The following is a 23509-nucleotide window of genomic DNA, read 5'->3' as shown; positions in this document are numbered from 1 at the left end:
TCCCGCGCGAGGGCAATCAAGATCTTAAAGCGTGTCGCGGCTAACCGGATTCGGGATTCCCGTTTTGTGTGATCTGTGTTTCACTTTGCCCATGGAAGGAGAGCACCATGGGCAAGCCGCATCCGATCGCGTTGCGTGAGCGTGTCGTTGCGTTTGTGAATGAAGGTAATAGTAACCGGGAAGCGGCGCGGCATTTCCGCGTTTCGCCTCGGTTCGTCAATAACATGATGATCCTGCACCGTTCATCTGGTTCGCTTGCTGCAGCCAGGCAGGGCCATCCGCCTGGCCATAGCAAGCTTTCGGCCCATGAAGACTGGATCAGCGACCGCGTGGCGGCCCATGGTGAGGTGACCTTGGATGAGCTGTGTGTCGAACTCGCAGAGCGCGGTATCGAAGTCCATCGTGCGACAGTTGGCCGGTTTCTGCACCGGCTTGGGCTGAGCAATAAAAAAAAGCCTCAAGGCAAGCGAACAGCGCAGACCGGAGATCGCCAGGGCGCGTGATCTGTGGATCAACCGCCGAAAGTCGTTCTTCAACAAGGCCTTGTCGCGGCTGATCTTTATCGATGAGACTTCGACGAACACCCGCCTGACAAAGCGCACCGGATGGTCTGCCAAAGGCAGCCGTTTTACCGCCTATGCCCCATTCGGTCACTGGAAAACCCAGACCTTCATTGCGGGTCTGCGATCCTATGGCCGGACTGCGCCATGGATCATCAACGCACCTATGAACAGCCGTATCTTCGAAACATGGATCGAAACGCAACTTGCGCCGACACTGTCGCCCGGCGACGTCGTCATCCTCGACAATGTCGGCTTCCACAAAAGCGAACGAGCTGAACAACTGGTCAAACAAAAGGGAGCGTGGCTTCTATTCCTGCCACCCTATTCCCCGGACCTGAACCCCATCGAGATGGCCTTCTCGAAACTCAAGGCGCTTCTGCGAAAGCGGGCCGCACGCAGCTTCGATACAATAAGCCAAGCGCTCGGCGATATCGTCAGCCTCTTCTCAGTCGCTGAATGCCGAAACTTCTTCAAGGCAGCAGGCTATGAGGCCGAATAGATGCGACACGCTTTAGCCAAAGGCTAAGTCTTAGATTTTGTTGGTGAGGGGATCGTCGTCCGGCTCACTGGGTTTGCAGCAAGCGTTCCAGATATTGCCGTTCCGCATCGCCCGACAGCGTGCCGCCGAGTTTGTTGCGGATGGCGTCGAGGATTTCGCGGGCGCGCTGGACGTCGATTTCGTCCGGTACCTTGACCTGATCGCCGAAATCGGGACCTGAGGTCGAGCGGGGCCGGCCGAGCGGGTCGCGTCCGTCCTGGCCACCCTGATTGGCCATGCCTTCGCCCTGGCCGTTTTCCTGCCCCTGCTGGCCCTGTTGCCCCTGCATGGCCTGCATCATCTGCTGCATCATGTTCTGGGCGCCCTGGCGCAGCGCGTTGAGCGCATTGCCCTGGCCCTGGACTGCCTGTTCGCCCTGGCCCTCGCCAAGCGCCTGACCGGCATTGCCCATTTCACGCTCGGCCTGGCCAAAGCCTTCGCCGGGCTGCATGCCAAGGCCTTTCAGACCCTTCTGCAATTCCCCGAGCTTCTTGCCGAGGCCTTCCTGCTGGGCACGCAGGTTCTTGAGCGCCTCGCGAAGCTGTTCGGCGGTCATCTGGTCGGTGTTCTGCTGGCCGTTCTGGCCCTGCTGTCCTTGTTGACCCTGCTGTCCTTGCTGGCCCTGTTGTGACTGCTGCTGGTCGTCGCCTTCGCCCTGATCGTCCGGATCGCCGCGCTGCATGCGGTCGCGCATCGCCTGGTCCAGCTTGAAGGTCTGGTCCATCAGCTTCTGCTGTTCCTGCATGATCTCGCCGAGCTTGTCGATCTGCTGGCGCATCTGGCTGCTCTGCTGCTGCTGGCCCTGCTGGCCGCGCTGCGGCCGGCCGGCCTGCAGGTTATTCATCATCCGCTGCAATTCGTTGAGCATCTGCTGGGCGGCATCGCGATTGCCGGAGCGGGCCAGGTTCTCGATCTGGTCCATCATGTTCTGCAGGTCACGCTGGCGAATGACGTTCTGCGCCTGCATGTTGTTCTGGCCGCGCGGCGCGTTCTGCATGCGCTGGGCGAGTTCCTTCATGTATTGCTGCATGGCATCGCGCATTTCCTTCATCAGGCGGGAGATTTCCTGATCGTTTGCGCCATTCTGCAGTGCTTCGGAAAGGTTGCGCTGGGCATCGCGCAGGCGCCGTTCGGCCAGCGACAGATCGCCGTCCTCGATGCCGAGGGCGATTTCCCAGAGGTAATCGGCCGTCTTCTTCATTTCCTCATCGCCGCTCGCGAGCTTCATGCGCTCCAGCGCCGAGCGGATCAGCAGGAAGTGGCTGAGGTTGGGGATGGTCTCGTCGGGGCGAATGGTCAGCGCCTCGTTGAGCGCGATCGCTTGGGGCATCTGGCGGGTATCGAGCGAAAAGACCTGGCGTTCCTCGGCCACGGCTGCTGCCAGCGGCTCGGAGAAGCTGCGGCCGGGCAGGACCATCTCATAGGGCGGGCTGCGGCCGGTCTGGCCGGCGCCATCGGTTGCCACAAGCGTGATGCGGACGCGCTTTCCGGCCAGCGGATGCTCAATCAGGCTGCGGCTGGTCAGCCCCTTGATCTCCTGTCCGCGGGTCTGGCGCGGCAGGTCGAGCCTATATTCCGGCAGCGGATAGAGCGGCTTTGCCGCCGGGTCCTGCGGGTCGGCCGGTTCGATCAGCGCGTGGGCCTCACGGATGCCGTAGTCGTCCCTTGCGCGAAAGCCGATTTCCAGCGCACCGTTGACCGAACGCTTCGGCTGGCCTTCGAAGGCGATTTCGGGCGCACGGTCGGGGATGACGTTGAAGGTCCAGTTCTCGCCATTGACGGAGAGCTTGCCGCTTTCGCCGACCGACATGGAATAGTTGCGCGGGGGCACAGTCTGGCTCGCCCCCTGTGCCGCCTGCAGGGCGGGCGGCGGGCTGGCCGGCTTGTCATTGGCTGCCGTCTGCGATGAAGCAGTTTGTTGAGCGGCGGGCTGGGCAGAGGGCTGGGATGCAGCGCCCTGCTTGGCCTCGGCAGCCTTTTTCGCAGCCGCCTTGGCTTCGTCGGTCTCGAGCGTCGCGGCCTTGCCGTCGGCTGCGGTCGTATAGACCACGGCTTCTTCGCCCTCGCCACCGGTAACGCGCACGGTCAGCGCTGAGTTCTGCGGGATGGAGATGGTGCCGCCGGCGTTTTGCGCCTGCTGGCCGGTGAGGAAGATCGGTGCACGTCCGGTATAGGAGGGCGGTGTCAGCCAGGCATCGATCCTCAGGTCGGGATTGACGCTGGCCGAGGGCGGAGCGGGGGCGAAGGCATCACCGAGGCTGCCGCCGCCATTGGAGACGGAATAGGCGAGCGCAACGACGAAGAGCAGCGCCGGTATGGAGCGCAGGGCGTAGCGGTCGTGGCGTGCGATATCCGGCTGTGGCAGGCCGGTATCAAGTGCGGCGATCCGCTCGGCCATGCGGATCTGGTGTTCCTTCCACAAGGCACGCGAGAAGGGCGTCTCGAAGGCCGGCTCGTCTTCCTGCACGCCGACCGGCTGGTGGGGAAGGTTGTTGCGGTCTTCGAGCAGACGATCGCCTTCGGACACGCTCGGCCAGCGGATGCGGGCCAGCGGATAGAGGGTGAAGACGAGACCGAGCGCGAAGATCGCCAGAAGGATCCAGCGAAGCCAGTCCGGCGCGATGCGGAAAATGCCGAACCAGGAAAAGGCGAAGAACAGGGCAACAATGCCGACCGGCGCCAGTGCGAGCGGGAGCAGACGTTCGAAGAAGAGCACGGTACGCGCAAAGGAACGCTTCAGCGCTACCCGGCGCGCAAGCGCGGGATGCGTCTCGAAAGCACCTTTGCGGGTTAAGCTCATGCGGTCCGTCTCCACTCGTGGCGGCGCAAATCAAGCTTATACAATAGCGATGTTTGTGGCGAAGACGAGGGCAGGCTTTCGCCAGCCCCCAAATTTTGGGCATTTTCCCGCAAAAGTGAAGGTCGCGCTATGCGGGAAATGAAGGCTTAGGCAAGCCAGGCCGGTACGGAATCCAGGCCGATAAGCTCGTCATAGGTGCCGCGCGGGCGGATGACGTGGAACTCCGGACCCTTGACCAGAACTTCCGGCACAAGAAGGCGGGAATTGTAGGTTCCGGCCTGGACGGCACCGTAAGCACCGGCGGAGGCCACGGCGATCAGGTCGCCCGGCTTCGGCTCGGCCATTTCGCGGTCAAGCGCCAGATAGTCGCCGGTCTCGCAGACCGGGCCGACGACATCGCCCTTGATGCGCGGCGCATCGGCCGCCGGTACGACGACCGGGCGGATCATATGGTAGGCCTCGTAGAGCGTCGGGCGGATGAGATCGTTCATGGCGCCATCGACGATGACGAAGGTCTTTTCGCCGGCATCCTTCACATAGATGACCTCGGTCACCAGAATGCCGGCATTGCCGACGATCAGGCGGCCCGGCTCGGTGACGATCCTGCAGTTGAGCGAGCGCAGCTGGCGCTTGACCGTATCCGCATAGGCATCCGGCAGGGGCGGCGGGGTCTTGTCGTCCTTGTAGGGGATGCCGAGGCCGCCGCCGATATCGACATGGTCGATGGTATGGCCGTCGCCGCGAAGCGCGTCGACCAGTTCGCGCAGCAGGCGGAAGGCATGTTCGAACGGTTCCAGCTCGGTGATCTGGCTGCCGATATGCATGTCGATGCCGGTCACTTCGATGCCGGGAAGCGTGGCGGCATGGGCATAGACGCCGCGGGCACGCTCATAGGCGATGCCGAACTTGTTTTCCTTTTTACCGGTCGAGATCTTGGCATGGGTGCCCGCATCGACATCCGGGTTGATGCGGAAGGAAACATGCGCTCGTCTGCCGGCCTTGACGGCGCGCAGGTTCAGCACTTCCAGTTCCGGCTCGGATTCGACGTTGAAGCAGTAGATGCCGGCGGAAATCGCCAGATCCATTTCGGCAACCGTCTTGCCGACGCCGGAGAACATGATGCGGCTTGCGGGGATACCGGCAGCCAGCGCACGGCGCAGCTCACCACCCGAAACGACATCGACGCCGGCGCCGAGGCGGCCGAGCGTCTTCAGCACCGCCTGATTGGAATTGGCCTTCATCGCATAGCAGACCATCGCGTCGACATCGGAAAACGCGGCGGCGAAAACCTTGTAATGACGCTCGAGCGTTGCCGTCGAATAGACATAGAAGGGGGTGCCTACCGCCTTGGCGATATCGCGAATGTCGACGTTTTCGGCGTGCAGCACGCCGTCGATATACTGGAAATGGTTCACGTCAGGTCTCTGGAATTACAGGAGCTTGTCGAGGATGAAGGGGCGGTCCGGCACGGGCTGCTTCTTGCCTTCGTCCTTGGCGCTCTTGCGCACGTTCTGCTGTTCGAGCGGCGTGCTCGGGCGGTCCAGGTCGCCTTTGCGGCCACAGCCGGTGACAATGACGCCGGCAAGGCTCAGCGCAAGGGTGATGCGGGCAAATTTGACCAGCGACTTCGACATTCTTTTCTCTTCTCCGGCGCAGATGCTGACAGGCGGCGAAACTTTCATAGCGAAGTTCCGCGCGCTTGTGCAGTGATTATTCCTGCATCTGGGACATAGGCCAGATGTGGTGGTTCAGTTCCTGTTGCGCCAGTAGGCGATCTGCTTTCTGACTTCGGACGGTGCTGTGCCGCCGAAGCTCTGGCGGCTGGCAACGGAGGCGTCGACGGTCAGCACGTCGAAGACCTTCTCGGTGATTGCCGGGTTGATCGCCTGAAGCTCTTCCAGCGACAGTTCGGAAAGGTCGCAGCCCTTCTTTTCCGCCAGCGCCACGGCATGGCCGGTGGCGTGGTGGGCATCGCGGAAGGGAAGGCCAGCCTCGCGCACCAGCCAGTCGGCAAGGTCGGTGGCGGTAGAATAGCCGGAGCCCGCGGCGGCGCGCATGCGGTCGGTGCGGATCGTCATGTCGCGCATCATGCCGGTCATGGCGGCAATCGCCAGTTCGAGGTTCTCGGCGCAGTCGAAGACCTGTTCCTTGTCTTCCTGCATATCCTTGGAATAGGCGAGCGGCAGGCCCTTCATGATCGTCAGCAGCGCGACGAGCGAACCGTTGATACGGCCGGTCTTGGCGCGTACCAGTTCGGCGGCATCAGGGTTCTTCTTCTGCGGCATGATCGAAGAGCCGGTGGAGAAGGCATCCGACAGGCGTACGAAGCCGAATTGGGGTGTCGACCAGATGACGATCTCTTCGGCGAGACGCGACAGGTGGACGGCGCAGATGGCGGCGACGGAGAGGAATTCCAGCGCGAAATCGCGGTCGGAGACGGTGTCGATCGAGTTGCGGGTCGGTTCGCGGAAACCGAGGGCCTTTGCCGTCATGTGGCGGTCGATCGGGAAGCCGGTGCCGGCAAGGGCTGCGGCACCGATTGGGCTTTCGTCCAGGTGATCGATCGCGTGGCGCACGCGGGCGCGGTCACGGCCGAACATTTCGACATAGGCCATGCAATGGTGGCCGAAGGTGACCGGCTGGGCGGTCTGCAGATGGGTGAAGCCGGGCATGACCGTCTCGGCATGTTCCTCGGCGCGATCGAGGAAGGCTGCGATCAGGGCCGTCAGCATCTTCTCGGTCTTGGCGAGCTCCTCCTTGACCCACATGCGGAAATCGAGCGCCACCTGATCATTGCGCGAGCGGGCGGTGTGCAGGCGTCCGGCGGCCGGGCCGATCAGCGTTGCCAGTCGCGCCTCGATGTTCATGTGGATGTCTTCGAGCTTGCGGGAAAACTCGAACTGGCCGCTTTCGATTTCTGACAGGATCGTGTTCAGACCTTCGACGATCTTGTCTTTATCTTCGCGCGAAATGATGCCTTTTTCGGCCAGCATGGTGGCATGGGCAATCGAGCCGCGAATATCCTGGGCATAGAGCTTCTTGTCGAAACCGATCGAGGCATTTATCTCCTCCATGATCGCGTCCGGCCCGGAAGCGAAGCGTCCGCCCCACATCTGGTTGGAAGAGGTCGCGTCCTTCTTGTCGGCCATTGTGCTCAAGTCCTGGAGTGATTGATGACGTCCAAAAGACCGCTTGGCCTTCCGTCCGTCCGATTGATCGTGATTGCCGCCGTCGCGGGGATCCTTGCCGGTGCCGTGGCGGTATACGTGACGAGCATGGGGTCTGGCAATGGCGAGGGCGGCCAGGGTGGGGGCAGTCTTCTGACGGCCTCTGCCGGGCAGTGCGAAGGCTCGGCCGAACTGGCGAAATCGGTTGCCGGCTTCTCCAGGGGGCAGGTGGCGGCGATGGTCGAGGCACAGCCGCCGCGACGCATCGATCTGGCGTTCAAAGGCCCCGGAGGGCAGGATATCAAGACCGCGGATCTTTCGGGCAAGACGGTGCTGGTCAATCTTTGGGCTACATGGTGCGTGCCGTGCCGGGAAGAGATGCCGGCACTCAACGCGCTTCAGGTGAAGATGGGCGGCAAGGATTTCGAGGTCGTCGCGGTCAATATCGATACCGGCAGCGACGAGAAGCCGAAAAAATTCTTGGAGGACTACAAGATCGATCGGCTCGGCTTTTATCGCGACAGTTCGATGGGTGTCTTCAACGCGGTGAAGAAGGAAGGGCTTGCTTTCGGTCTGCCGGCGACGCTGATCCTCGACAAAAAGGGTTGCCTCATCTCGTCTATGAACGGTCCCGCGGCCTGGGACAGCCCCGACGCAGCCGCACTGGTCAAGGCGGCGATCGGCTCGTGAAACGGCCAAAACGGTCCGATATGCGTCAATCTGCGCGCCTCGGTTGAGGCTTGGCAGAGTAAGCGCCAGAGATTTCCACGCAGGGTTTTGGACAGCCTTGCGCAAGCCCGGACGGGGATTTTTGCGCCAGATTTACTCCCGCCAGAAGTCGATTTCATGCATCAGTTACTTTCTTCGCAGCCCGATGATCAGGCGGCCTTCTCGTCCGCCGTCAGCCAGGCCAGCGCGCTGATGGGCGCCGGTCACTACCAGGAAGCAATCGATCTTCTGCTCTCTTGGTCGGATGCGGTGCGCCGTCATCCGGCCGCATGCAGCACGCTGGCCTTCCTGATGTTGCAGACCGGCAAGACCCAGGAGGCCGTGAACTGGTTCGAGGCCGCGATGGTGGTAAGTCCCGGCGATCCGCAGGTGATCCGCGGGCTTGGCCAGGCCTGTCACGCCAATGGTGAATTCGAGCGCGCGCTCTCCTGCTACGCGATGATCCTTGCTTCGGGGCAGGGAGACAAAGTCGACCTCACTTACAGGCGGGCGCTGCTTCTCGCCGACATGAAGCGGTTCGACGAGGCATTGGAGGGTTTCGGCGCAGTGCTTGCGCTCGATCCCCAGCATGCGCTTGCCGAGGGAAAGCGCATCGAGCTGCTCAAGGCACGCGGCGATATGGACGGGGCCATTGCCGCTGCCAGCGAGAGCTGCAAGACTAGGCCGAAAAATGCCGCCTGCTGGATTCGTCTCGGCACGCTGCTGCAGCATTGCAACCAGAATGCCGCAGCGCTTCTCGCCTATGATCGTGGCCTGACCCTTGCTCCGGACGATTTTACGGCCCTTTACAACAAGGCGCTGGCGCTGCGTGACCTAGACCGGCCCGAAGAAGCACTCTTCTGCGCACAGCAGGCCCTGAGGCTGGATGGTAGTGATCGCGAGGTCCTGCTGCTCTGCGGCAGTATCGAGCAGATGCTAGGCAATGTGGAGGCGGCGAAAATCTGCTTCCGTCAGGTGGCGGCTATGGGCGCCGCCCGACATTATCCGGCCGCGACGCAACCGGCTAAATTGCACGCCCTGATGCTGTTCTCGCCTGTCGGCGGCAACACACCCTATGAAGACCTGATCAAGGGTGCCCCTTTCGACGCCGACCTCTTCGTCGTCATTCCCGGCTACAGCCATGATCCGGCAAAGCTCGATATCGGAGCGGATATCATCGTTAACCTCGTTGCCGAGCCGGATCGCGGGCTCGACACGATCGATGCCACGCGGGAGATGGTGGACCTCCTCTCCTTGCCGGTGGTCAACCATCCGACACTGATTGCGGGAACCAATCGCGAGTCGATCGCCGAACTGCTGGCAGACCTGCCGAACGCCGTCATGCCGGTGACGAAGAAGGTGATGCCCGCGGATCTCGTCGCAGCCGTCCGCCGAAGCGAGGCGCCGCCGCTGCCGGTCATCGTGCGGCAGAGCGGTTTCCATGGTGGGGAGATGATGGAACTGGTGGCTGATGCCGATACGCTCGTAGCATTTGCCGGAGAGGCCGGTGACCAGTCGCTCTACCTTACCCACTATGTCGACTACAGCTCGAAGGACGGGCATTTCCGCAAGTACCGCTTCATTTTCGTCGGCGGTGAGATCCTGCCCTATCACCTGGCGATCGGCGATGTCTGGAAAGTCCACCATGCTTCGACCCGGATGGCCGAGATCGAATGGATGCGGCATGAGGAAGAAGATTTCCTCAATCATCCCGAACGCTATTTCGGCGAGCGGCAGATGGCGGTGCTTGCCGAAATCCAGCGGCGCGTCGGGCTCGATTATTTCGGCATCGATTGCGGACTGGACCACGACGGCAATGTGGTGATCTTCGAAGTCAATGCGACAATGCTCATTCACCTTCGCAACAAGGGCTTCGAATACAAGGACCCGCATGTCTACGCGATCAAGCGGGCGTTCGAGCGGATGCTGCAGGCGCGGGTCGAACAGAGCAGGGCGGCTTCCTGAGCCGCCTCTGATCAGCGGGTGGGAACCGGGGTCTCGCCGCGATAATCGTAGAAGCCTCGGCCGGACTTGCGGCCGAGCCAGCCGGCCTCGACATATTTCACCAGAAGCGGGCAGGGGCGGTACTTGCTGTCCGCCAGGCCGTCATAGAGAACCTGCATGATCGACAGGCAGGTATCGAGGCCGATGAAGTCGGCAAGCTGCAGCGGTCCCATAGGGTGGTTGGCGCCGAGCTTCATGGCGGTGTCGATCGCATCCACGGAACCGACGCCTTCATAGAGCGTGTAGATCGCCTCGTTGATCATCGGCAACAGGATGCGGTTGACGATGAAGGCGGGGAAATCCTCCGACACGGTGACGGTCTTGTCGAGCGAGGCGACATATTCCTTGGCGGCCCTGAAGGTCGGCTCGTCGGTGGCGATGCCGCGCACCAGTTCGACCAGTTTCATCACCGGCACCGGGTTCATGAAATGAATACCCATGAAGCGCTCGGGGCGGTCGGTCGCGGAAGCGAGCCTGGTGATCGACAGCGACGAGGTGTTGGTCGCGAGCAGCGCTTCCGGCTTCAATACGGGACAAACATGGGCGTAGATCTTGCGCTTGACGCTCTCGTCCTCGGTCGCGGCTTCGATGACGATGTCCATGGCGGCGAGATCGTTGACGTTGTCGGAGCCGGAGATCTTGGAGAGGGCTGCATTGCGCTCCTCGTCGGTCAGCTTGCCGCTCGATACGGCGCGGGCAAGCGTTCCGTTGATGGTTGCCAGTGCCGCCTGGATCCGGTCGGCCGCCAGATCGTAGATCTGTACCTTGTAGCCGGCGAGCGAGGATACATGCGCAATACCGCAGCCCATCTGACCTGCGCCGACGATGCCGATATTCTTCATGGCCATAGCCTTACCCGCTCCCTTGCCAGGCCCGCATTTGTTTTGCGCGCGCTCTTTATTGAAAATGCCGGGCCGCGTGTTGCGGCTCGGCATTTTTTCTATTCGCCTGGCCATGTTTTTGCCAGCTTTTTCGCACCTGCGAGACGAAGAGCCCTATCAGAGGGCCTTTTCGAGTTTCGGCAGGATGTCGAAGAGATCGCCGACGAGGCCGTAGTCGGCAACCTGGAAGATCGGTGCCTCTTCGTCCTTGTTGATGGCGACGATGACTTTCGAGTCCTTCATGCCAGCGAGGTGCTGGATGGCGCCGGAAATGCCGACCGCGATGTAGAGATCGGGGGCGACCACCTTGCCGGTCTGGCCGACCTGCCAGTCGTTGGGGGCGTAGCCGGCATCGACGGCGGCGCGCGAGGCACCGACGGCGGCACCGAGCTTGTCGGCGACCGGAAGGATCACCTCCTGGAACTTTTCCGACGAGCCGAGTGCACGGCCACCGGAGATGATGATCTTGGCAGAGGTCAGTTCCGGGCGCTCGGACGAGGCGAGCGCGTCCGAGACGAAGCTCGATACGCGCGGATTGCCGGCAGCCGAGACGCTTTCGACCGAGGCAGAGCCGCCTTCTGCCGTTGCGGCAAAGGAGGCGGTGCGCACGGTGATGACCTTCTTTGCGTCGGTCGACTGCACCGTCTGGACCGCGTTGCCGGCATAGATCGGGCGTTTGAACGTGTCGGCCGAAACGACCTCGATGATTTCCGAGACCTGGGCGACGTCGAGCAGGGCTGCAACGCGCGGCAGGACGTTCTTGGCGGAGGTGGTGGCCGGAGCGATGATCACGTCATAGGACGGTGCCAACGAGACGATCAAAGCTGCGAGCGGTTCGGCGAGATTGTTGGCGAGCGAGGCATCGTCGGCAACGAGAACCTTGGCGACGCCGGACAGCTTGGCAGCGGCTTCCGCTGCAGCCTTGGCGCCTGCGCCGGCAACCAGCACATGCACGTCGCCACCGATCTGAGTTGCTGCGGTCAGCGCCTTGGCGGTCTGGTCGGACAGGCCGGACGCATCGTTTTCGGCAAGAAGAAGAATGGTCATGATGTTTGCTCCTGTTCCTGCGCGATCAGATGATGCCGGCGGTCTTGAGGCTGGATACCAGCTCTTCGACGCTTGCCACCTTGACGCCGGCCTTGCGGCCGCCCGGTTCTTCGGTCTTCAGCACCTTGAGGCGCGGTGCGGTGTCGACGCCGAAATCGGCCGGAGCCTTCTTGTCGAGCGGCTTCTTCTTCGCTTTCATGATGTTGGGCAGCGAGGCGTAACGCGGTTCGTTCAGGCGCAGGTCGGTGGTGACGACGGCCGGAAGCTTGACCTCGATCGTCTGCGAACCGCCATCGACTTCGCGGGTGACGGTCGCCTTGTCGCCGGCGATCTCGATCTTGGAGGCAAAGGTCGCCTGGGCGGAGCCGAGAAGGGCTGCCAGCATCTGGCCCGTCTGGTTCGAATCGTCATCGATCGCCTGCTTGCCGACAATGATCAGGCCCGGCTGCTCGGCATCAACGACACCTTTCAGGATCTTGGCGACGGCGAGCGGCTCGACCAGATCGTCGGTCTCGACGAGGATGGCGCGGTCGGCGCCCATGGCGAGCGCGGTGCGCAGCGTTTCTTCCGCCTTGGCCGGGCCGATCGAGACGACGACGACCTCTGTTGCCTTGCCGGATTCCTTGAGACGCAGCGCCTCTTCGACGGAGATTTCGTCGAACGGGTTCATCGACATCTTCACGTTGGCAAGTTCAACACCCGTGCCGTCCGGCTTCACACGGATCTTCACGTTGTAATCGACGACGCGCTTTACAGGCACCAGGATCTTCATGGGGTCCTTCCTTGACTTTCACTGACGGCAAACTGCGACATTTGTCGTCTTCTCAATTGTCAGTGGGCGACATGGATACGCATTTTTCACCCGATTACAACGCGGATTCGGTGTCGCGTATTGCGCTTTTCTCATATCGCTATTCGACCGGCGGCGGCACTTGCTGCGGGCCGGCAATCAGGAAATGGAGATTGCCGACAGGTCGCGGGTGTGTGCGGCGTCGGACCAATGCGCCTGACATTCTGCACAGCTACCACGCCTCACCTGTGCTTGCCCGGCACCCATAGGATATCCGCCTGTCCGCGGTCATTGGCAAAACGGGCGGCGACGAAGAGGAAATCCGACAGGCGGTTGATGTATTTGAGTGCCGCGGCGCCGACCGTTTCCTGTCGCGACAGCTCGACCATCAGCCGTTCAGCGCGTCTTGCGATGGTTCGCGCCATATGCAGATGGGCGGCGGCGGGCGTTCCGCCGGGAAGCACGAAGGATTTCAGCGGGTCGAGCTCGCCGTTCAGGGCGTCTATCTCGCGCTCCAGCCGATCCGCCTGCGCCTCGATGATGCGCAGCGGCTCGTAGCTCAATTCCTCGTCCGTATCGGGTGTGGCGAGGTCCGAGCCGAGATCGAAGAGATCGTTCTGGATGCGGACCAGCATGACATCGAGTTCCTCGACGCCTGCCGTATGGAGACGGGCCATGCCGACGGCCGAGTTGGTCTCGTCGACCGTGCCATAGGCCTCGACCCTCAGGTCGAATTTTTCCCGGCGCGGGCCGGAGACGAGGCCGGTCGTGCCGTTGTCGCCGGTGCGGGTGTAGATCTTGTTCAGTTTGACCAAGTCCGGTCTCCTCAGGTCGGGCGGCCGCCGCCGGTGATCCACAGCGTCAGCATGATCAGCACGACGGCGATTGCCTGGAGAAGCACGCGCAGCTGCATCAGCTTGTTGGACCGGTTGGCGTCGGTGCCCTTCAGCATGTTGAAAAGGCCGCGGATCAGGACGAGCACGACAAGGCCCATCACGATCAGCGCGAGAATGGTGGTGAAGCTCGACATGTCCTGCCTCCCGTCAGTTGTCAGTCGATACGGCGCATCAGCGTGTAGAAGAGTTGCGCCGGAAGCAAGCGTTTCAGCAAGACGCCCTGCTTTGCCGGTCGCGTCACCAGATAATGCGGCTTCGGGCGTGGCGCGTTCAAGGCGTGATCGAGCACGGCATGGACGGCATCGGGGCCAAGCTTGTGCCTGCTGATCTGGCCCCGCCCGTTCAGCCGTTTGAGCTGGCGCTTGTATTCCTTGGCGTGAACGGAGCCTTCGAGATCGATATGCTGGTTGATCTTTGCGAGCGAATTGGCGGTGAAGCGGCTCTCGATCGGGCCGGGTTCGATGAGGCTCACCTCGATGCCTGATCCGGCAAGCTCCATCCGAAGCGTCAGCGTCAGTCCTTCGAGCGCGTATTTCGACGCGGTATAGGCGCCGCGGTAGCGATAGGGAATGAGACCGAGGATGGACGAGCAGTTGACGATGCGGCCCCGGCCTCTGGCGCGCATCAGCGGCACGATCTGGCGGGTCAGCTCATGCCAGCCGAAAAGATTGGTCTCGAACTGCTCGCGCAACACGTCGGTCGAAAGGTCTTCCACCGCACCGGGCTGGCCATAGGCGCCATTGTTGAACAGCGCGTCGATCTGTCCGCCGGTGCGTTCGACGACCGTCTCGACCAGGCTGTCGATCGTATCGCGCTTCGTATAGTCCATCAGCAGCGCCTCGATGCCGTCTGCCTCCAGCGCTGCCAGATCCTCTGCCTTCCTCACTGTCGCGAAGACACGCCAGCCATCACTTTTTAACGCTCTGGCGCAATAGGCGCCGATACCGGAGGAACAGCCGGTGACGATGATCGTTCTTGCTACAGTCATGTGGGGCACTTCCCGTGGGCGCTTTTGGGCGGAGCGTCTGTACAATCGAGAGTGTTCCTCCCATATTTCGCTGGAAGTCACAACGGAGTGTCCATTGACGGAGGAGATGCGCAGGCCGCGATGGCACAGGCTGGCCTTCAAAGTGTTGTGGGACGCCTATTGGCATTTCACCGAGGATGACGGCTGGGCGATGGCAAGCCATGTGGCGCTATCGGGGCTTCTGGCGCTGTTTCCCTTCCTGATCTTCGGCACGGCTCTTGCGGGCTTTCTCGGTGCCGGCGGCTTTTCCGATACGGCTATCCACCTGATGTTCGATGCCTGGCCGGCGGATATAGCCACGCCGATCGCCTCGGAAATCCAGCGGGTAATCGAGATGCCGCGCGGCGGGCTGCTGACCGTCTCGGTGCTTGCCGCCGCCTATTTCGCCTCAAACGGGGTCGAGGCGCTGCGCATCTCGCTCAACCGCGCCTATCGGATGACGGAAACGCGTGCCTGGTACGTGACGCGTCTGGCGAGCCTCGGCTATGTGGTGGTGGCGGTCGTCATCTTTGCCGTGATCAGCATCGTGCTTCTCGCCGTGCCGGTGGCGCAGCGCTATGCGGAAACCAAATTCCCCTGGCTGATGAGCGACCTCAATGCGGTCGCCAACTGGGGCCTTGTCGGCACCGGCCTGCTTCTCTTGATCGGGCTTCTGTTTTCCCACAAATGGCTGCCTTCGGGCAAAAGGCGGATCATCGACGTGCTGCCGGGCGTGGTTCTGACGATCGTGATCTGGACGCTGTTCGGCTTCGGCTTTGCCGCCTATCTGTCGACCTTTGCCAATTATGCCGCCACCTATGCGGGGCTGGCGTCGATCATGATCGTGCTGGTGTTTCTCTATATGGTGGGCGTGATCTTCATGCTCGGCGCAGAGTTCAATGCGGCGATCCTGAAGTACCGGGTCTATTCGGTCGTCAACCAGGTGCAGAAGCAGCGCCGCGCCAAGAGACGGGAACAGTCAGAGGCCGACGCCGAGACCCACGAGGCGGCGGATATCGGCGGGCACGAACCCCTCGTTTCTCAAGGCCGCAATTCCGGTTGATCCCTCGCTTTTGGAAAGCTTGCGGCCATCGGCACCGAGGATCAGCCGGTGGTGATGATAGACCGGCTCCGGCAGGCCAAGCAGGACCTGCAGCAACCGGTGGATGGCGGTGCTTTCATAGAGATCGCGGCCGCGCACCACATGCGTCACCCCTTGCAGCGCATCGTCGACTACGACCGACAGGTGATAGCTCGACGGGGCATCGGAGCGCGACAGAACGACATCGCCCCAGGCTGACGGGTCGGCGGCAATGACCTCGGGCGCTCCCGTGCCGGTTTCCTGCCAGGACAGGGGTGTTCCTGCGAAGGCAAGCGTCTTGGCGATATCGAGCCGCCAGGCATGGCGGATGCCGCCTGCCATCAGCTTCCGCCTCTCGGTATCGCTGCGCTCACGGTCGGTGGCGGGATAGAGCGGCGAGCCGTCCGGATCGCGCGGCCATGCGGCGCCGCTCGCCTCGTGTTCGGCCACATGCGCCTTCACCTCGCCACGGGTTAGAAAGGCGGGATAGACGAGGCCCATCTCACGCAAAGTCTCCAGTGACTGCCGGTAGAGATCGAAATGCTGCGATTGCCGCCGCACCGGCTCTTCCCAGGAAAGGCCGATCCATTGGAGATCGCGGTAGATCGCCTGTTCGAATTCGTCTGTGCAGCGGGTGAGATCGATATCTTCGATGCGCAGCAACAGGCGCCCGCCCGTAGCGCTTGCCATGTTCTGGTTGATGAGGGCGGAGAACGCATGGCCGAGATGGAGAAGGCCATTCGGGCTTGGCGCGAAGCGGAAGACAGGGCTATTGGGAGAGGCGGCTGGCATGGCTTGTTGTGCCATGGTTTTTGCCGGGCGGCCAATGGGGAATACGAGGGAGACTGTGGTTTTGACAATCATCCGAAGCGACGCCGATGTCGAGGCCGGCCTTGCGCAACTGCTCATCATCGATCCGCGGCTCGTGCCGGTGGCGGAGATTGCCGGGCCGCTGCCGCTGAGGCTGGCGGAGCCGGGGTTCCGTGGGCTTGCCTCGATCATCGTGTCGCAGATGGTGTCGCGCGCCAGTGCGGATGCGATCTGGCGGCGGATCGAGGCATCGGGGCCGGTGACGGCGGAGCGCTATGCGGCGCTCGACCCACAAGTGATCGCCACATTCGGTCTGTCACGGGCGAAGGCTTCGACGCTCAAGGGCCTCGCCGACACCGTCAACAGCGGCGGCATCGAGCTAGAGGGTATCTGTCTGCTTGACGCGGATGAGGCGATGCGTCGGCTCGTGGCGCTTCCCGGTATCGGGCCATGGACGGCAGAAGTCTATCTGATGTTCTGCGGCGGGCATCCGGATATCTTTCCTGCCGGCGATGTGGCGCTGAGGGCGGCTGTTGGCCGGGGGCTTCTCCTGGAAGCGCGGCCGGATATCCGCCAGGTGGCCGGGATCGCTGCGGCATGGGCCCCCTACCGCTCCGTCGCGGCCCGGCTTTTCTGGGCGCATTATGCCGCGACGATGCGTCGCGAGGCGCTGCCCGTGGCCTGAAACAGGCGTTCGCAACGGCTTGCGGCGGCAGTCAAAAGCCTTGCGCGCAGGGCTTTGCACGGTGCTTGCCGAAAGGAAGTATCCCACTGCATTTATTGGGCTTCACAATCCTGTAACAACGGACCTAATATAGAGGAGATAGATGCCGAATCGGGTAGGAGCGTCACTTGACGATTGCAGTCTCCCCGCAGGCCTTGCCGGCGCTCGTGTTGAACGCTGACTACCGGCCGCTGAGTTACTATCCCTTGTCGTTGTGGTCCTGGCAGGACGCGATCAAGGCGGTCTTTCTTGACCGTGTGAACATCATCGCCGAATACGACCATTCGGTCTGCTCACCCAGTTTCACCATGAAGCTGCCGAGCGTCGTCAGCCTCAAGACCTATGTCCAGCCGACCCGCAACCCGGCCTTTACCCGCTTCAACGTGTTCCTGCGCGACAAGTTCGAATGCCAGTATTGCGGGGCGCATGACGATCTCACCTTCGATCACGTCATCCCGCGGGCGCATGGCGGCGAGACGACCTGGGAAAATGTGGTGGCGGCCTGCTCGCCCTGCAATCTGAGGAAGGGCAGCAAGCTTCCGAAGCAGGCAGGCATGGTGCCGCACCAGAAGCCCTATGCGCCGAGCGTGCAGGATCTCCACAACAATGGCCGGCTTTTCCCGCCGAACTACCTGCATGAAAGCTGGATGGACTATCTCTACTGGGATACCGAGTTGCAGCCCTGATCATCGGGCTGCACGGCGCTTGCCGCTTTTGCCGTTCGGAATGAAGGCCGCCTCAGGCGGCCTTTTTTGCGCCGATGAAGGCGACGGCTGCGAGGAAGACGCTAGCAACGACATTCCAGCCGGCGAAGGAGAGGCCCAGGACGCGAAGCGCCGCATCGGCGCAGGACGGGCCGTGCACGGTGTTGAGGTCACCCAGAAGATTGCCGGCATTGGTGGTGATGGCCGTGCTGCCGCCGCAGGCGGTCGGGCCGGGCCAGAAGCCCCATTCGACGCCCGAATGATAGACGCCCATGCCGGCGCCGACCAGCATCATGATGCCGAGTATGACGAGAAGCAGACGGACGATCCAGGTTGGCAGGCTGAGAACGCAGGCGCCGATTGCCAGGATGCCGATCGGGACGCCGTAATAATAGGGCTCGCGTTCGAGAAGGCAGAGCGCGCAGGGAATATAGCCGCCGATATGCTCGAAGCCGAGGGCGCTGCCAACGGTGGCGGCCATCGCAACCGTCATGAAAACCGCATAACCGAGGCCCTTGCGGGTCTGGGGGGTGGTAGCTGCCAGCGCCATGCTTGTCTCCTTCAATTTTCGTGTCGACGATTGCCGTCTATGCCGCCACCGGGGCGGAATTTTGCCGAAGCTGTAACAGAATTGGCCTTGGTGTAAACGGCCATGGTCCTGCCGCGGCTCGCGCCTATCCGGCACATTGTCGTGATGGTCCAGCGGGTCCCATGGTCGGCGGCCATTTGCCCGGTGTCTTCTTATCCCGCAAGCCGCCACAGGAAAACCCTTAGTGCCGCCTCTGTGTCATCGTGTCATGTGCGGGTGGGTACGGAATGTCTGGATTTTTCGGGAAGATGTGGTGCCCCGTGCCGGCATGAGGCTGGTTGAGGGGTGTGAAACATGACTTTTGAATCAATGGTTTGCGCGATATGTCTTTCCCGCTTCTAGCCACGTATTGTACCAAAACAGCTGTAAAAGTGTACCGAAATCTTGGCTCTATCGACCGGCACAATGCACCTGCGGGCTTTAGATGGTCGACCATTCTGATGGCAGCAGAGTTTTCCGTCGGTGTAAGCTGCGGTAACCTAGGCTCTTCTCGGGGGAGTTTCTCTTGGCCGGTGAATGGAGCACGAGCGAGGTATCGCTTTCCGCTTCCAGCAGAAGGCGTCATCACGGACTTTAGAGCGGCAAGGTTGGTATGATGTCAGGCATTGTGAATGTGCTAGATCGGCTGATGCGTATCGATCCGCAGAGTCGGGCGCTCAATATCCGCCCTTAGCATGGATGTGATGCTTCTTCACCCCTCAAACACGGATATAGGGCTACACAAGCTGTCCGATCTCAGATGGACAGAAGCTCAAGCGGTAGTTGTCTCACCGCCAGCTTCGTCGTCGGTTTCGCTGGGGCCGTGACTTTCGGGGGTATGTGTTCCTTGCGACCCCTTTCGATTATGGCCTTCGCGATCTGGGTCTGCGCCACTACCCATGTTTCCGGCGTGGTCTTTATCTTCAAAGATGTCTTCCTCATCCTCATTGTCCTGTTCCTCGGTCGCTTTTGGATCGGTAAGTGAGCTGAGTCGATTAACGATGCCGCTTTCGCTCTCCGAAAGCACGAACTGGGCTATTGTTCCGATAAGTTTCCAAAGAGTTTCATCGGGAGCTTCGACGTTTGAAAAAAGCTCAGAAGCCTCTTGAGTGTCTATGATAAAATCGTGGGACGGATAATTTTCAGTAAGCAGTTGGATATTTGCATCGCTGATATTCTCGGAATATTGCGCCAGGCGGCTACCATAATGGATGGCCACTTGTAGGTCTCTAAAGTCACTGCCAAGCACGTTCGGTGATATCTGTTCAAATATAGGTGCCATCAGGTGGCCGGCTAAGTCGCCAGCTACAGATGACGCTACGGGAAAGCTGATATTGTCGCCGCTTCTAGCCTTAATCGACAGAAGGAAGTGTTCGTACAGGGAGAAGGCTTCCTGTTTAAGCGCGTCGAACGCAGAATGGCTCAACAAGCCTGATTTTCGAGAAAAGATCTCATCGCGTTCGTAGAGTTGGACATCGAGCGGGCCAAGTTCGGAGAAAGGCCCCATGATCAATTTATGGGCTCCAATGGCGAGTAATGTGCCGGCGCTCTTGCATACGCTAGGAAGGCAGATGAAGAACTCTTCGTACTGTTCCTGAAAGAACCGCGCGATCTTATAAGCTGAATTAGCTAGCCCGCCTGAGGTCGTGAGTATGAGGATTGCATTAGGTCGCCGTTTTCGAAAACTCTTTACGATCCGCCCAAAGCCCTCATGGTCAATCGGTGCAGAGTACGCGTAAATATCCGCGTCGTAGAAATTTTCGACGGCTTCGATTATTTTTTTTAGCTCGGCCCGATCGCCCAAGATATTCACCTCTTTACCGAACAAGACTTTTAAGTTTTTGCTTACCAACTCCTTAGAATGGCTTGTGCATGGTGAGCCCGTTTGCGCCGTACAGACGGCTATAGAACTCAATCGCGTACCTATCCGTCATACCTGCGATGAAATCGCAAACCACTCGAAGCTTTTCATCTTTGCCGGGAGACGCTTTGTATAGCTCTCTGAAGTCACTGGGAAGTAATCTGTCCCCGTCGTCTTTCGTTATTGCGACAAATATTTTCTTAACAATGTCTTTTCCACGAAACTCCACGACCTGTAGTGCGGGGGATCGAATAATCGCCTGATACGTGATGTTTTTCAACGTTTCGACAGCAACAAACGTATCAATCTCAAGTTTAGCTTGATGGAGCTGCGGGTGTGATTTGTGCTTCACCACCTCGACACCCTCTATGAACATCTGAATGAGCGAAGAAGTGAAGTCTGTCCGGTGATATCCGTTTTCTGCCATCACATTGGACCAGCTGTGGGCCTGAGCTGAGAAAATCATCTTCTTCTGCTCTGGCGAAACGGATTTGTTTCGAACGAGTTTTATGTCGTCCTTCGAGACACTGAAGATGTCTTGGAATACAAAGTGCAGAACCTGATGTACTGTTTCAATATCTACTACAACATCAATTCCAGGGTATTGCTTGATTATGCGTTCATTTATCGTGTCTACGACATTTTTATATATATCATGGTTTAGGTCAAAGAGATCGAGAGGCTTGAGGAATCCGCTCTTGAATATATCCTCAAGATCGTAAGTGGAGTATGCGATGTCATCAGCTATGTCCATTATGGAGCATTCAATGGTTTTGAAGTCCGCATAATGTGCATCGCCCACTACGGACTTTTTTATTCTTTCTACTAATTCGCGTTCGCTTTCGTAGTAGCCTTTGACGACCTTTTGTTTCTTCCCAGCGGGGCGATTGTCCGACGTTAATGGAATCGCGGCATCATACTTCAGGATGGCGCTGAGCGATCTGTAGGTGAGATTCAGCCCGACCCTATTATCCGAGCCGTCGTCTTTGAATTGCTTAAAGTCTTCAGGAGTCGAACCGGTACTCTTTTTTTCAAGTCGAGCAAGAATGTGCAGAGTTTGCGCGTTGCCCTCGAAGCCACCATTCTCACGGTATCCGTTGCGAGCGCCCCACACGGATTTAGCTTGACGCTTGACGAGGTGCCTCTGGGGGATCTTTCCTACGAGATATCGTTTGCTGGAGCGCCGGGATTGAAGCGCATTGGTTTGCAGTGCGCGTAGATGGTTTCGACGGCGGTTGGGATGGCACGCCATGCGTCTTTAAGGAGGGCCTCGGGCGGCCTCGGGTACACTGCTGAGACCATTTCGAGGAGATCTGCCTCGGTGGCTTGCATCAATATGGCCATGATGGGTTCGCCGGTCTGTTTCTCGGCCATGAGAGGCGCCCAGGCTGCCAGGTTCAGTTTGATGGCGCCATAGAACCCATCGGCCCAATCGCCAGGCAGGACTTCCTCATCATCCGTGCGCATGAACATCGGTGCATACCGGCCGGGCGCCGTCAGTTGGTGAGCGATGAGGTTGTAGTGATCGACGATCGTTTCGATCACGGCGTAGGTCTTGTTTCCGACGAAGGCCTTTTCCTCGTGCTTCCCAATGACATGGAACATCCAGTCATTGGGAAGCAGGAAGACCGGACCTGCGGCCAATCCCGTCAGGAACCCATTGAGCGTTGACACGCCCCGGCATGGTGGCGCCGGCTCTGCCTTGTCGAACCACGCCTCCAACTGATCAAGCGTCAGAAGCTTTGCACGCTTGGGAGCCTTCACGCTGCTACCGCCATGTTCATATCCGCATGTTCCTGTTTCCAATGCCACGGCAGGCAACGCCAAAGCGAGGTAGACTTTATCTCCCCGGACACGATGCGTTCAAGAACGTCATTGAGCCAGGTATAGGGATCGAGCCCGTTCAATTTGGCCGTGGTCAGCAAAGAGCCTAATATGGCCCAGGTCTCGGCACCGCCATCACTGCCGGCGAACAGGCTGTTGACGCGCCCGAGTGCGACGCTGCGCATATTACGCTCGACGGTGTTGGAATCGACTTCAAGTCTTCCATCCTCAAGGAAGAGGGTCAGGCCAGCCCAATGGCCAAGCGTGTATTTGATGGCGGAAGCGACTGGGTCCTTGGCGGATATATCTTTGAGCGCGTCCATCAGGAGCACTTTCAGATCAGCCATCAGGACCTTGCTCTTTGCTTGCCGGACACCGAGCCGGTGTTCGGCGCTCGTTGCGCGGATTGAGGCCTCGATCGCATAGACCTCAGCCAGGCGTTCGATCACCACCTTGGCCAGCTCGGATTTGTACTTCTTGAAGACATCGACAAACTTGCGACGCGCATGGGCCAGGCAGTAGGCAAGCGCAATGCTGCCGGCCCGGCGATCCGGTCGGGTCAGGCTCTTGTAGGCCTTGTACGCATCAACCTGCAAAATCCCGCTATAGCGGACCAACTGCGACTGGATCTCCGTCTTTCCCCGACCTTGCGCAAAGACATAGGCGACAGCCGGATAGGCTGGACCATTCCAGGGCCGATCGTCCACGGCGTGAGCCCAGAACTGACAAATCTTGGTTCGTGTTCGGTCTCGCTTGAGTACCGGCATTCGGGTTTCATCGACAAAGACCCGAGAATGACTATGGATATAGGCTAATAGCTTGTCGTAGAGCGATTTCAGCCACCAGGCGGAGCGTTTCACCCAACCGCAAAGCGTTGACGTATCGAGCCGGACACCCTGACCCTTCAACATCTGAACCTGGCGGTTGAGCGGCAGATACCAAGCATATCGCCATACCACGACATTGCTGATCATGGACGTCGTGGCCAGCCCTCCGTCGAACAGCCGAGGCTTCGCCTTCGCTTGAACGATGCCGGCCTCGCAGGCCCGGCAGGCATATTTCGGGCGCACCGTGCGCAGGACATAGAGCGTTGCCGGCCGTGACGCCAGGACCTCGCTCTGGTCTTCTCCGATACGATGGAGCTTTCCCTGGCAGCAGGCACATTCCAACGAGGATGGCTCGATGACCTCGACAACTCGCTCAAGATGCTCCGGCAAAGCGCCGATGTTGCGACGAGGCTGAGAATGGTTCCTTGCCGGGCGCGGCATTTTCGGGAGGCCTGTACCTTCGCTTTCCGAAGCCACCTCAGACTCAACGGCCACGTCTCCCAGATCGAGACGGATCTGACCTTCGACCACATGGGCTAACTGTTCGGATCGTTGGCCAAAGGGCTTTGCATGGGCCGACTTCAACAGCACCTTGAGACGCTCGATTTCAGCGTCTCTTTCCAGGATCATGCCGACCAGAATGTCAGGATCCCGCGGCAGATGTTGGCCACGATCGAGCATGCCAAAATCTAGCATATCGTCACGGAATT

Annotated in this window: 23 protein-coding genes; 7 read left to right on the top strand and 16 right to left on the bottom strand. The window is 60.2% G+C overall.

Annotated features, from left to right (window positions below; all coding sequences use genetic code 11):
* The first annotated feature begins 107 nt into the window (after positions 1–107).
* Together NCHU2750_RS30965 and NCHU2750_RS30960 are read left to right on the top strand one after the other, a co-directional pair.
* Positions 108–503, top strand: coding sequence for a winged helix-turn-helix domain-containing protein (locus NCHU2750_RS30965; protein ID WP_245480271.1), 396 nt, complete (start codon positions 108–110; stop codon positions 501–503).
* Positions 504–543: 40 nt separating this feature from the next.
* Positions 544–1062: an IS630 family transposase gene (locus NCHU2750_RS30960; protein ID WP_245480270.1), complete on the top strand. Its 519-nt coding sequence runs from the start codon at positions 544–546 to the stop codon at positions 1060–1062.
* Between the two features lie 64 nt (positions 1063–1126).
* Here NCHU2750_RS30960 and NCHU2750_RS16840 read toward each other — a convergent pair whose 3' ends face one another.
* The 4 genes from NCHU2750_RS16840 to argH all read right to left on the bottom strand — a co-directional run bounded on the left by NCHU2750_RS16840 (position 1127) and on the right by argH (position 7050).
* Complete coding sequence (locus tag NCHU2750_RS16840) at positions 1127–3901, bottom strand: TIGR02302 family protein (protein WP_119941558.1); 2775 nt, start codon at positions 3899–3901, stop codon at positions 1127–1129.
* Between the two features lie 146 nt (positions 3902–4047).
* Positions 4048–5316, bottom strand: a complete 1269-nt coding sequence (lysA, locus tag NCHU2750_RS16835) for a diaminopimelate decarboxylase (protein WP_119941557.1) — start codon at positions 5314–5316, stop codon at positions 4048–4050.
* A gap of 15 nt (positions 5317–5331) precedes the next feature.
* Positions 5332–5535: an LPS translocon maturation chaperone LptM gene (lptM, locus tag NCHU2750_RS16830; protein WP_119941556.1), complete on the bottom strand. Its 204-nt coding sequence runs from the start codon at positions 5533–5535 to the stop codon at positions 5332–5334.
* A gap of 114 nt (positions 5536–5649) precedes the next feature.
* Positions 5650–7050, bottom strand: coding sequence for an argininosuccinate lyase (gene argH, locus NCHU2750_RS16825; protein WP_119941555.1), 1401 nt, complete (start codon positions 7048–7050; stop codon positions 5650–5652).
* A gap of 24 nt (positions 7051–7074) precedes the next feature.
* On the opposite strand from argH, the gene tlpA reads away from it, so the two are divergent.
* Both tlpA and NCHU2750_RS16815 read left to right on the top strand, forming a co-directional pair.
* Positions 7075–7758 carry a thiol:disulfide interchange protein TlpA gene (gene tlpA / locus NCHU2750_RS16820; protein WP_119941554.1) on the top strand — a complete coding sequence of 228 codons (684 nt, stop codon included), beginning with the start codon at positions 7075–7077 and terminating at the stop codon, positions 7756–7758.
* Between the two features lie 156 nt (positions 7759–7914).
* Positions 7915–9741, top strand: coding sequence for a tetratricopeptide repeat protein (locus NCHU2750_RS16815; protein WP_119941553.1), 1827 nt, complete (start codon positions 7915–7917; stop codon positions 9739–9741).
* A gap of 11 nt (positions 9742–9752) precedes the next feature.
* Here the strand turns inward: NCHU2750_RS16815 and NCHU2750_RS16810 are convergent, their stop codons facing one another.
* From NCHU2750_RS16810 to NCHU2750_RS16785, 6 genes are all read right to left on the bottom strand, one after another.
* Positions 9753–10628: a 3-hydroxybutyryl-CoA dehydrogenase gene (locus tag NCHU2750_RS16810; protein WP_119941552.1), complete on the bottom strand. Its 876-nt coding sequence runs from the start codon at positions 10626–10628 to the stop codon at positions 9753–9755.
* Positions 10629–10778: 150 nt separating this feature from the next.
* Positions 10779–11708 (bottom strand): electron transfer flavoprotein subunit alpha/FixB family protein, encoded by a 930-nt coding sequence (locus NCHU2750_RS16805; RefSeq protein ID WP_119941551.1) that lies wholly within the window; start codon positions 11706–11708, stop codon positions 10779–10781.
* A 25-nt stretch (positions 11709–11733) separates the two neighbouring features.
* The gene (locus tag NCHU2750_RS16800) at positions 11734–12480 is read right to left on the bottom strand and encodes an electron transfer flavoprotein subunit beta/FixA family protein (RefSeq protein WP_119941550.1); all 747 of its coding nucleotides are present in this window, start codon (positions 12478–12480) and stop codon (positions 11734–11736) included.
* 260 nt (positions 12481–12740) lie between these two features.
* Positions 12741–13313: a cob(I)yrinic acid a,c-diamide adenosyltransferase gene (locus NCHU2750_RS16795; RefSeq protein WP_119941549.1), complete on the bottom strand. Its 573-nt coding sequence runs from the start codon at positions 13311–13313 to the stop codon at positions 12741–12743.
* Between the two features lie 11 nt (positions 13314–13324).
* Positions 13325–13528, bottom strand: coding sequence for a twin transmembrane helix small protein (locus tag NCHU2750_RS16790; protein ID WP_119941548.1), 204 nt, complete (start codon positions 13526–13528; stop codon positions 13325–13327).
* Between the two features lie 20 nt (positions 13529–13548).
* A complete protein-coding gene (locus tag NCHU2750_RS16785; RefSeq protein WP_119941547.1) occupies positions 13549–14382 on the bottom strand; it encodes an SDR family oxidoreductase in 834 nt (277 codons plus the stop codon).
* 106 nt (positions 14383–14488) lie between these two features.
* Here NCHU2750_RS16785 and NCHU2750_RS16780 point away from each other — a divergent pair, with 106 nt between their 5' ends.
* On the top strand, positions 14489–15463 hold the full coding sequence (locus NCHU2750_RS16780) for a YihY/virulence factor BrkB family protein (RefSeq protein ID WP_119941546.1): 975 nt from the start codon (positions 14489–14491) through the stop codon (positions 15461–15463).
* Here NCHU2750_RS16780 and gluQRS read toward each other — a convergent pair.
* Positions 15380–16288: a tRNA glutamyl-Q(34) synthetase GluQRS gene (gene gluQRS, locus NCHU2750_RS16775; RefSeq protein ID WP_119941545.1), complete on the bottom strand. Its 909-nt coding sequence runs from the start codon at positions 16286–16288 to the stop codon at positions 15380–15382. The genes NCHU2750_RS16780 and gluQRS overlap by 84 nt on opposite strands.
* A 46-nt stretch (positions 16289–16334) precedes the next feature.
* On the opposite strand from gluQRS, the gene NCHU2750_RS16770 reads away from it, so the two are divergent.
* Together NCHU2750_RS16770 and NCHU2750_RS16765 are read left to right on the top strand one after the other, a co-directional pair.
* Complete coding sequence (locus NCHU2750_RS16770; RefSeq protein WP_119941544.1) at positions 16335–16976, top strand: DNA-3-methyladenine glycosylase family protein; 642 nt, start codon at positions 16335–16337, stop codon at positions 16974–16976.
* A gap of 167 nt (positions 16977–17143) precedes the next feature.
* Positions 17144–17701: an HNH endonuclease gene (locus tag NCHU2750_RS16765; protein WP_119941543.1), complete on the top strand. Its 558-nt coding sequence runs from the start codon at positions 17144–17146 to the stop codon at positions 17699–17701.
* A gap of 52 nt (positions 17702–17753) precedes the next feature.
* On the opposite strand, the gene NCHU2750_RS16760 is transcribed toward NCHU2750_RS16765, so the two are convergent.
* The 5 genes from NCHU2750_RS16760 to tnpC form a co-directional block, all read right to left on the bottom strand.
* Positions 17754–18269 carry a disulfide bond formation protein B gene (locus NCHU2750_RS16760; protein WP_119941542.1) on the bottom strand — a complete coding sequence of 172 codons (516 nt, stop codon included), beginning with the start codon at positions 18267–18269 and terminating at the stop codon, positions 17754–17756.
* 790 nt (positions 18270–19059) lie between these two features.
* Positions 19060–20091, bottom strand: coding sequence for an SDH family Clp fold serine proteinase (locus tag NCHU2750_RS16755; protein WP_162939663.1), 1032 nt, complete (start codon positions 20089–20091; stop codon positions 19060–19062).
* A 52-nt stretch (positions 20092–20143) separates the two neighbouring features.
* Positions 20144–21262, bottom strand: a complete 1119-nt coding sequence (gene dgt, locus NCHU2750_RS16750; protein WP_162939662.1) for a dGTP triphosphohydrolase — start codon at positions 21260–21262, stop codon at positions 20144–20146.
* A gap of 44 nt (positions 21263–21306) precedes the next feature.
* On the bottom strand, positions 21307–21912 hold the full coding sequence (locus tag NCHU2750_RS16745; RefSeq protein WP_119938732.1) for a YecA/YgfB family protein: 606 nt from the start codon (positions 21910–21912) through the stop codon (positions 21307–21309).
* A complete protein-coding gene (gene tnpC, locus NCHU2750_RS16740; protein WP_119942790.1) occupies positions 21909–23480 on the bottom strand; it encodes an IS66 family transposase in 1572 nt (523 codons plus the stop codon). The genes NCHU2750_RS16745 and tnpC overlap by 4 nt, the downstream gene beginning before the upstream one ends.
* Between the last annotated feature and the right edge of the window lie 29 nt (positions 23481–23509).

The organism is Neorhizobium sp. NCHU2750, from assembly GCF_003597675.1.
In the GTDB taxonomy this organism is placed as follows: Bacteria; Pseudomonadota; Alphaproteobacteria; order Rhizobiales; family Rhizobiaceae; genus Neorhizobium.
This window is presented reverse-complemented; position numbering and strand designations above follow the sequence as displayed.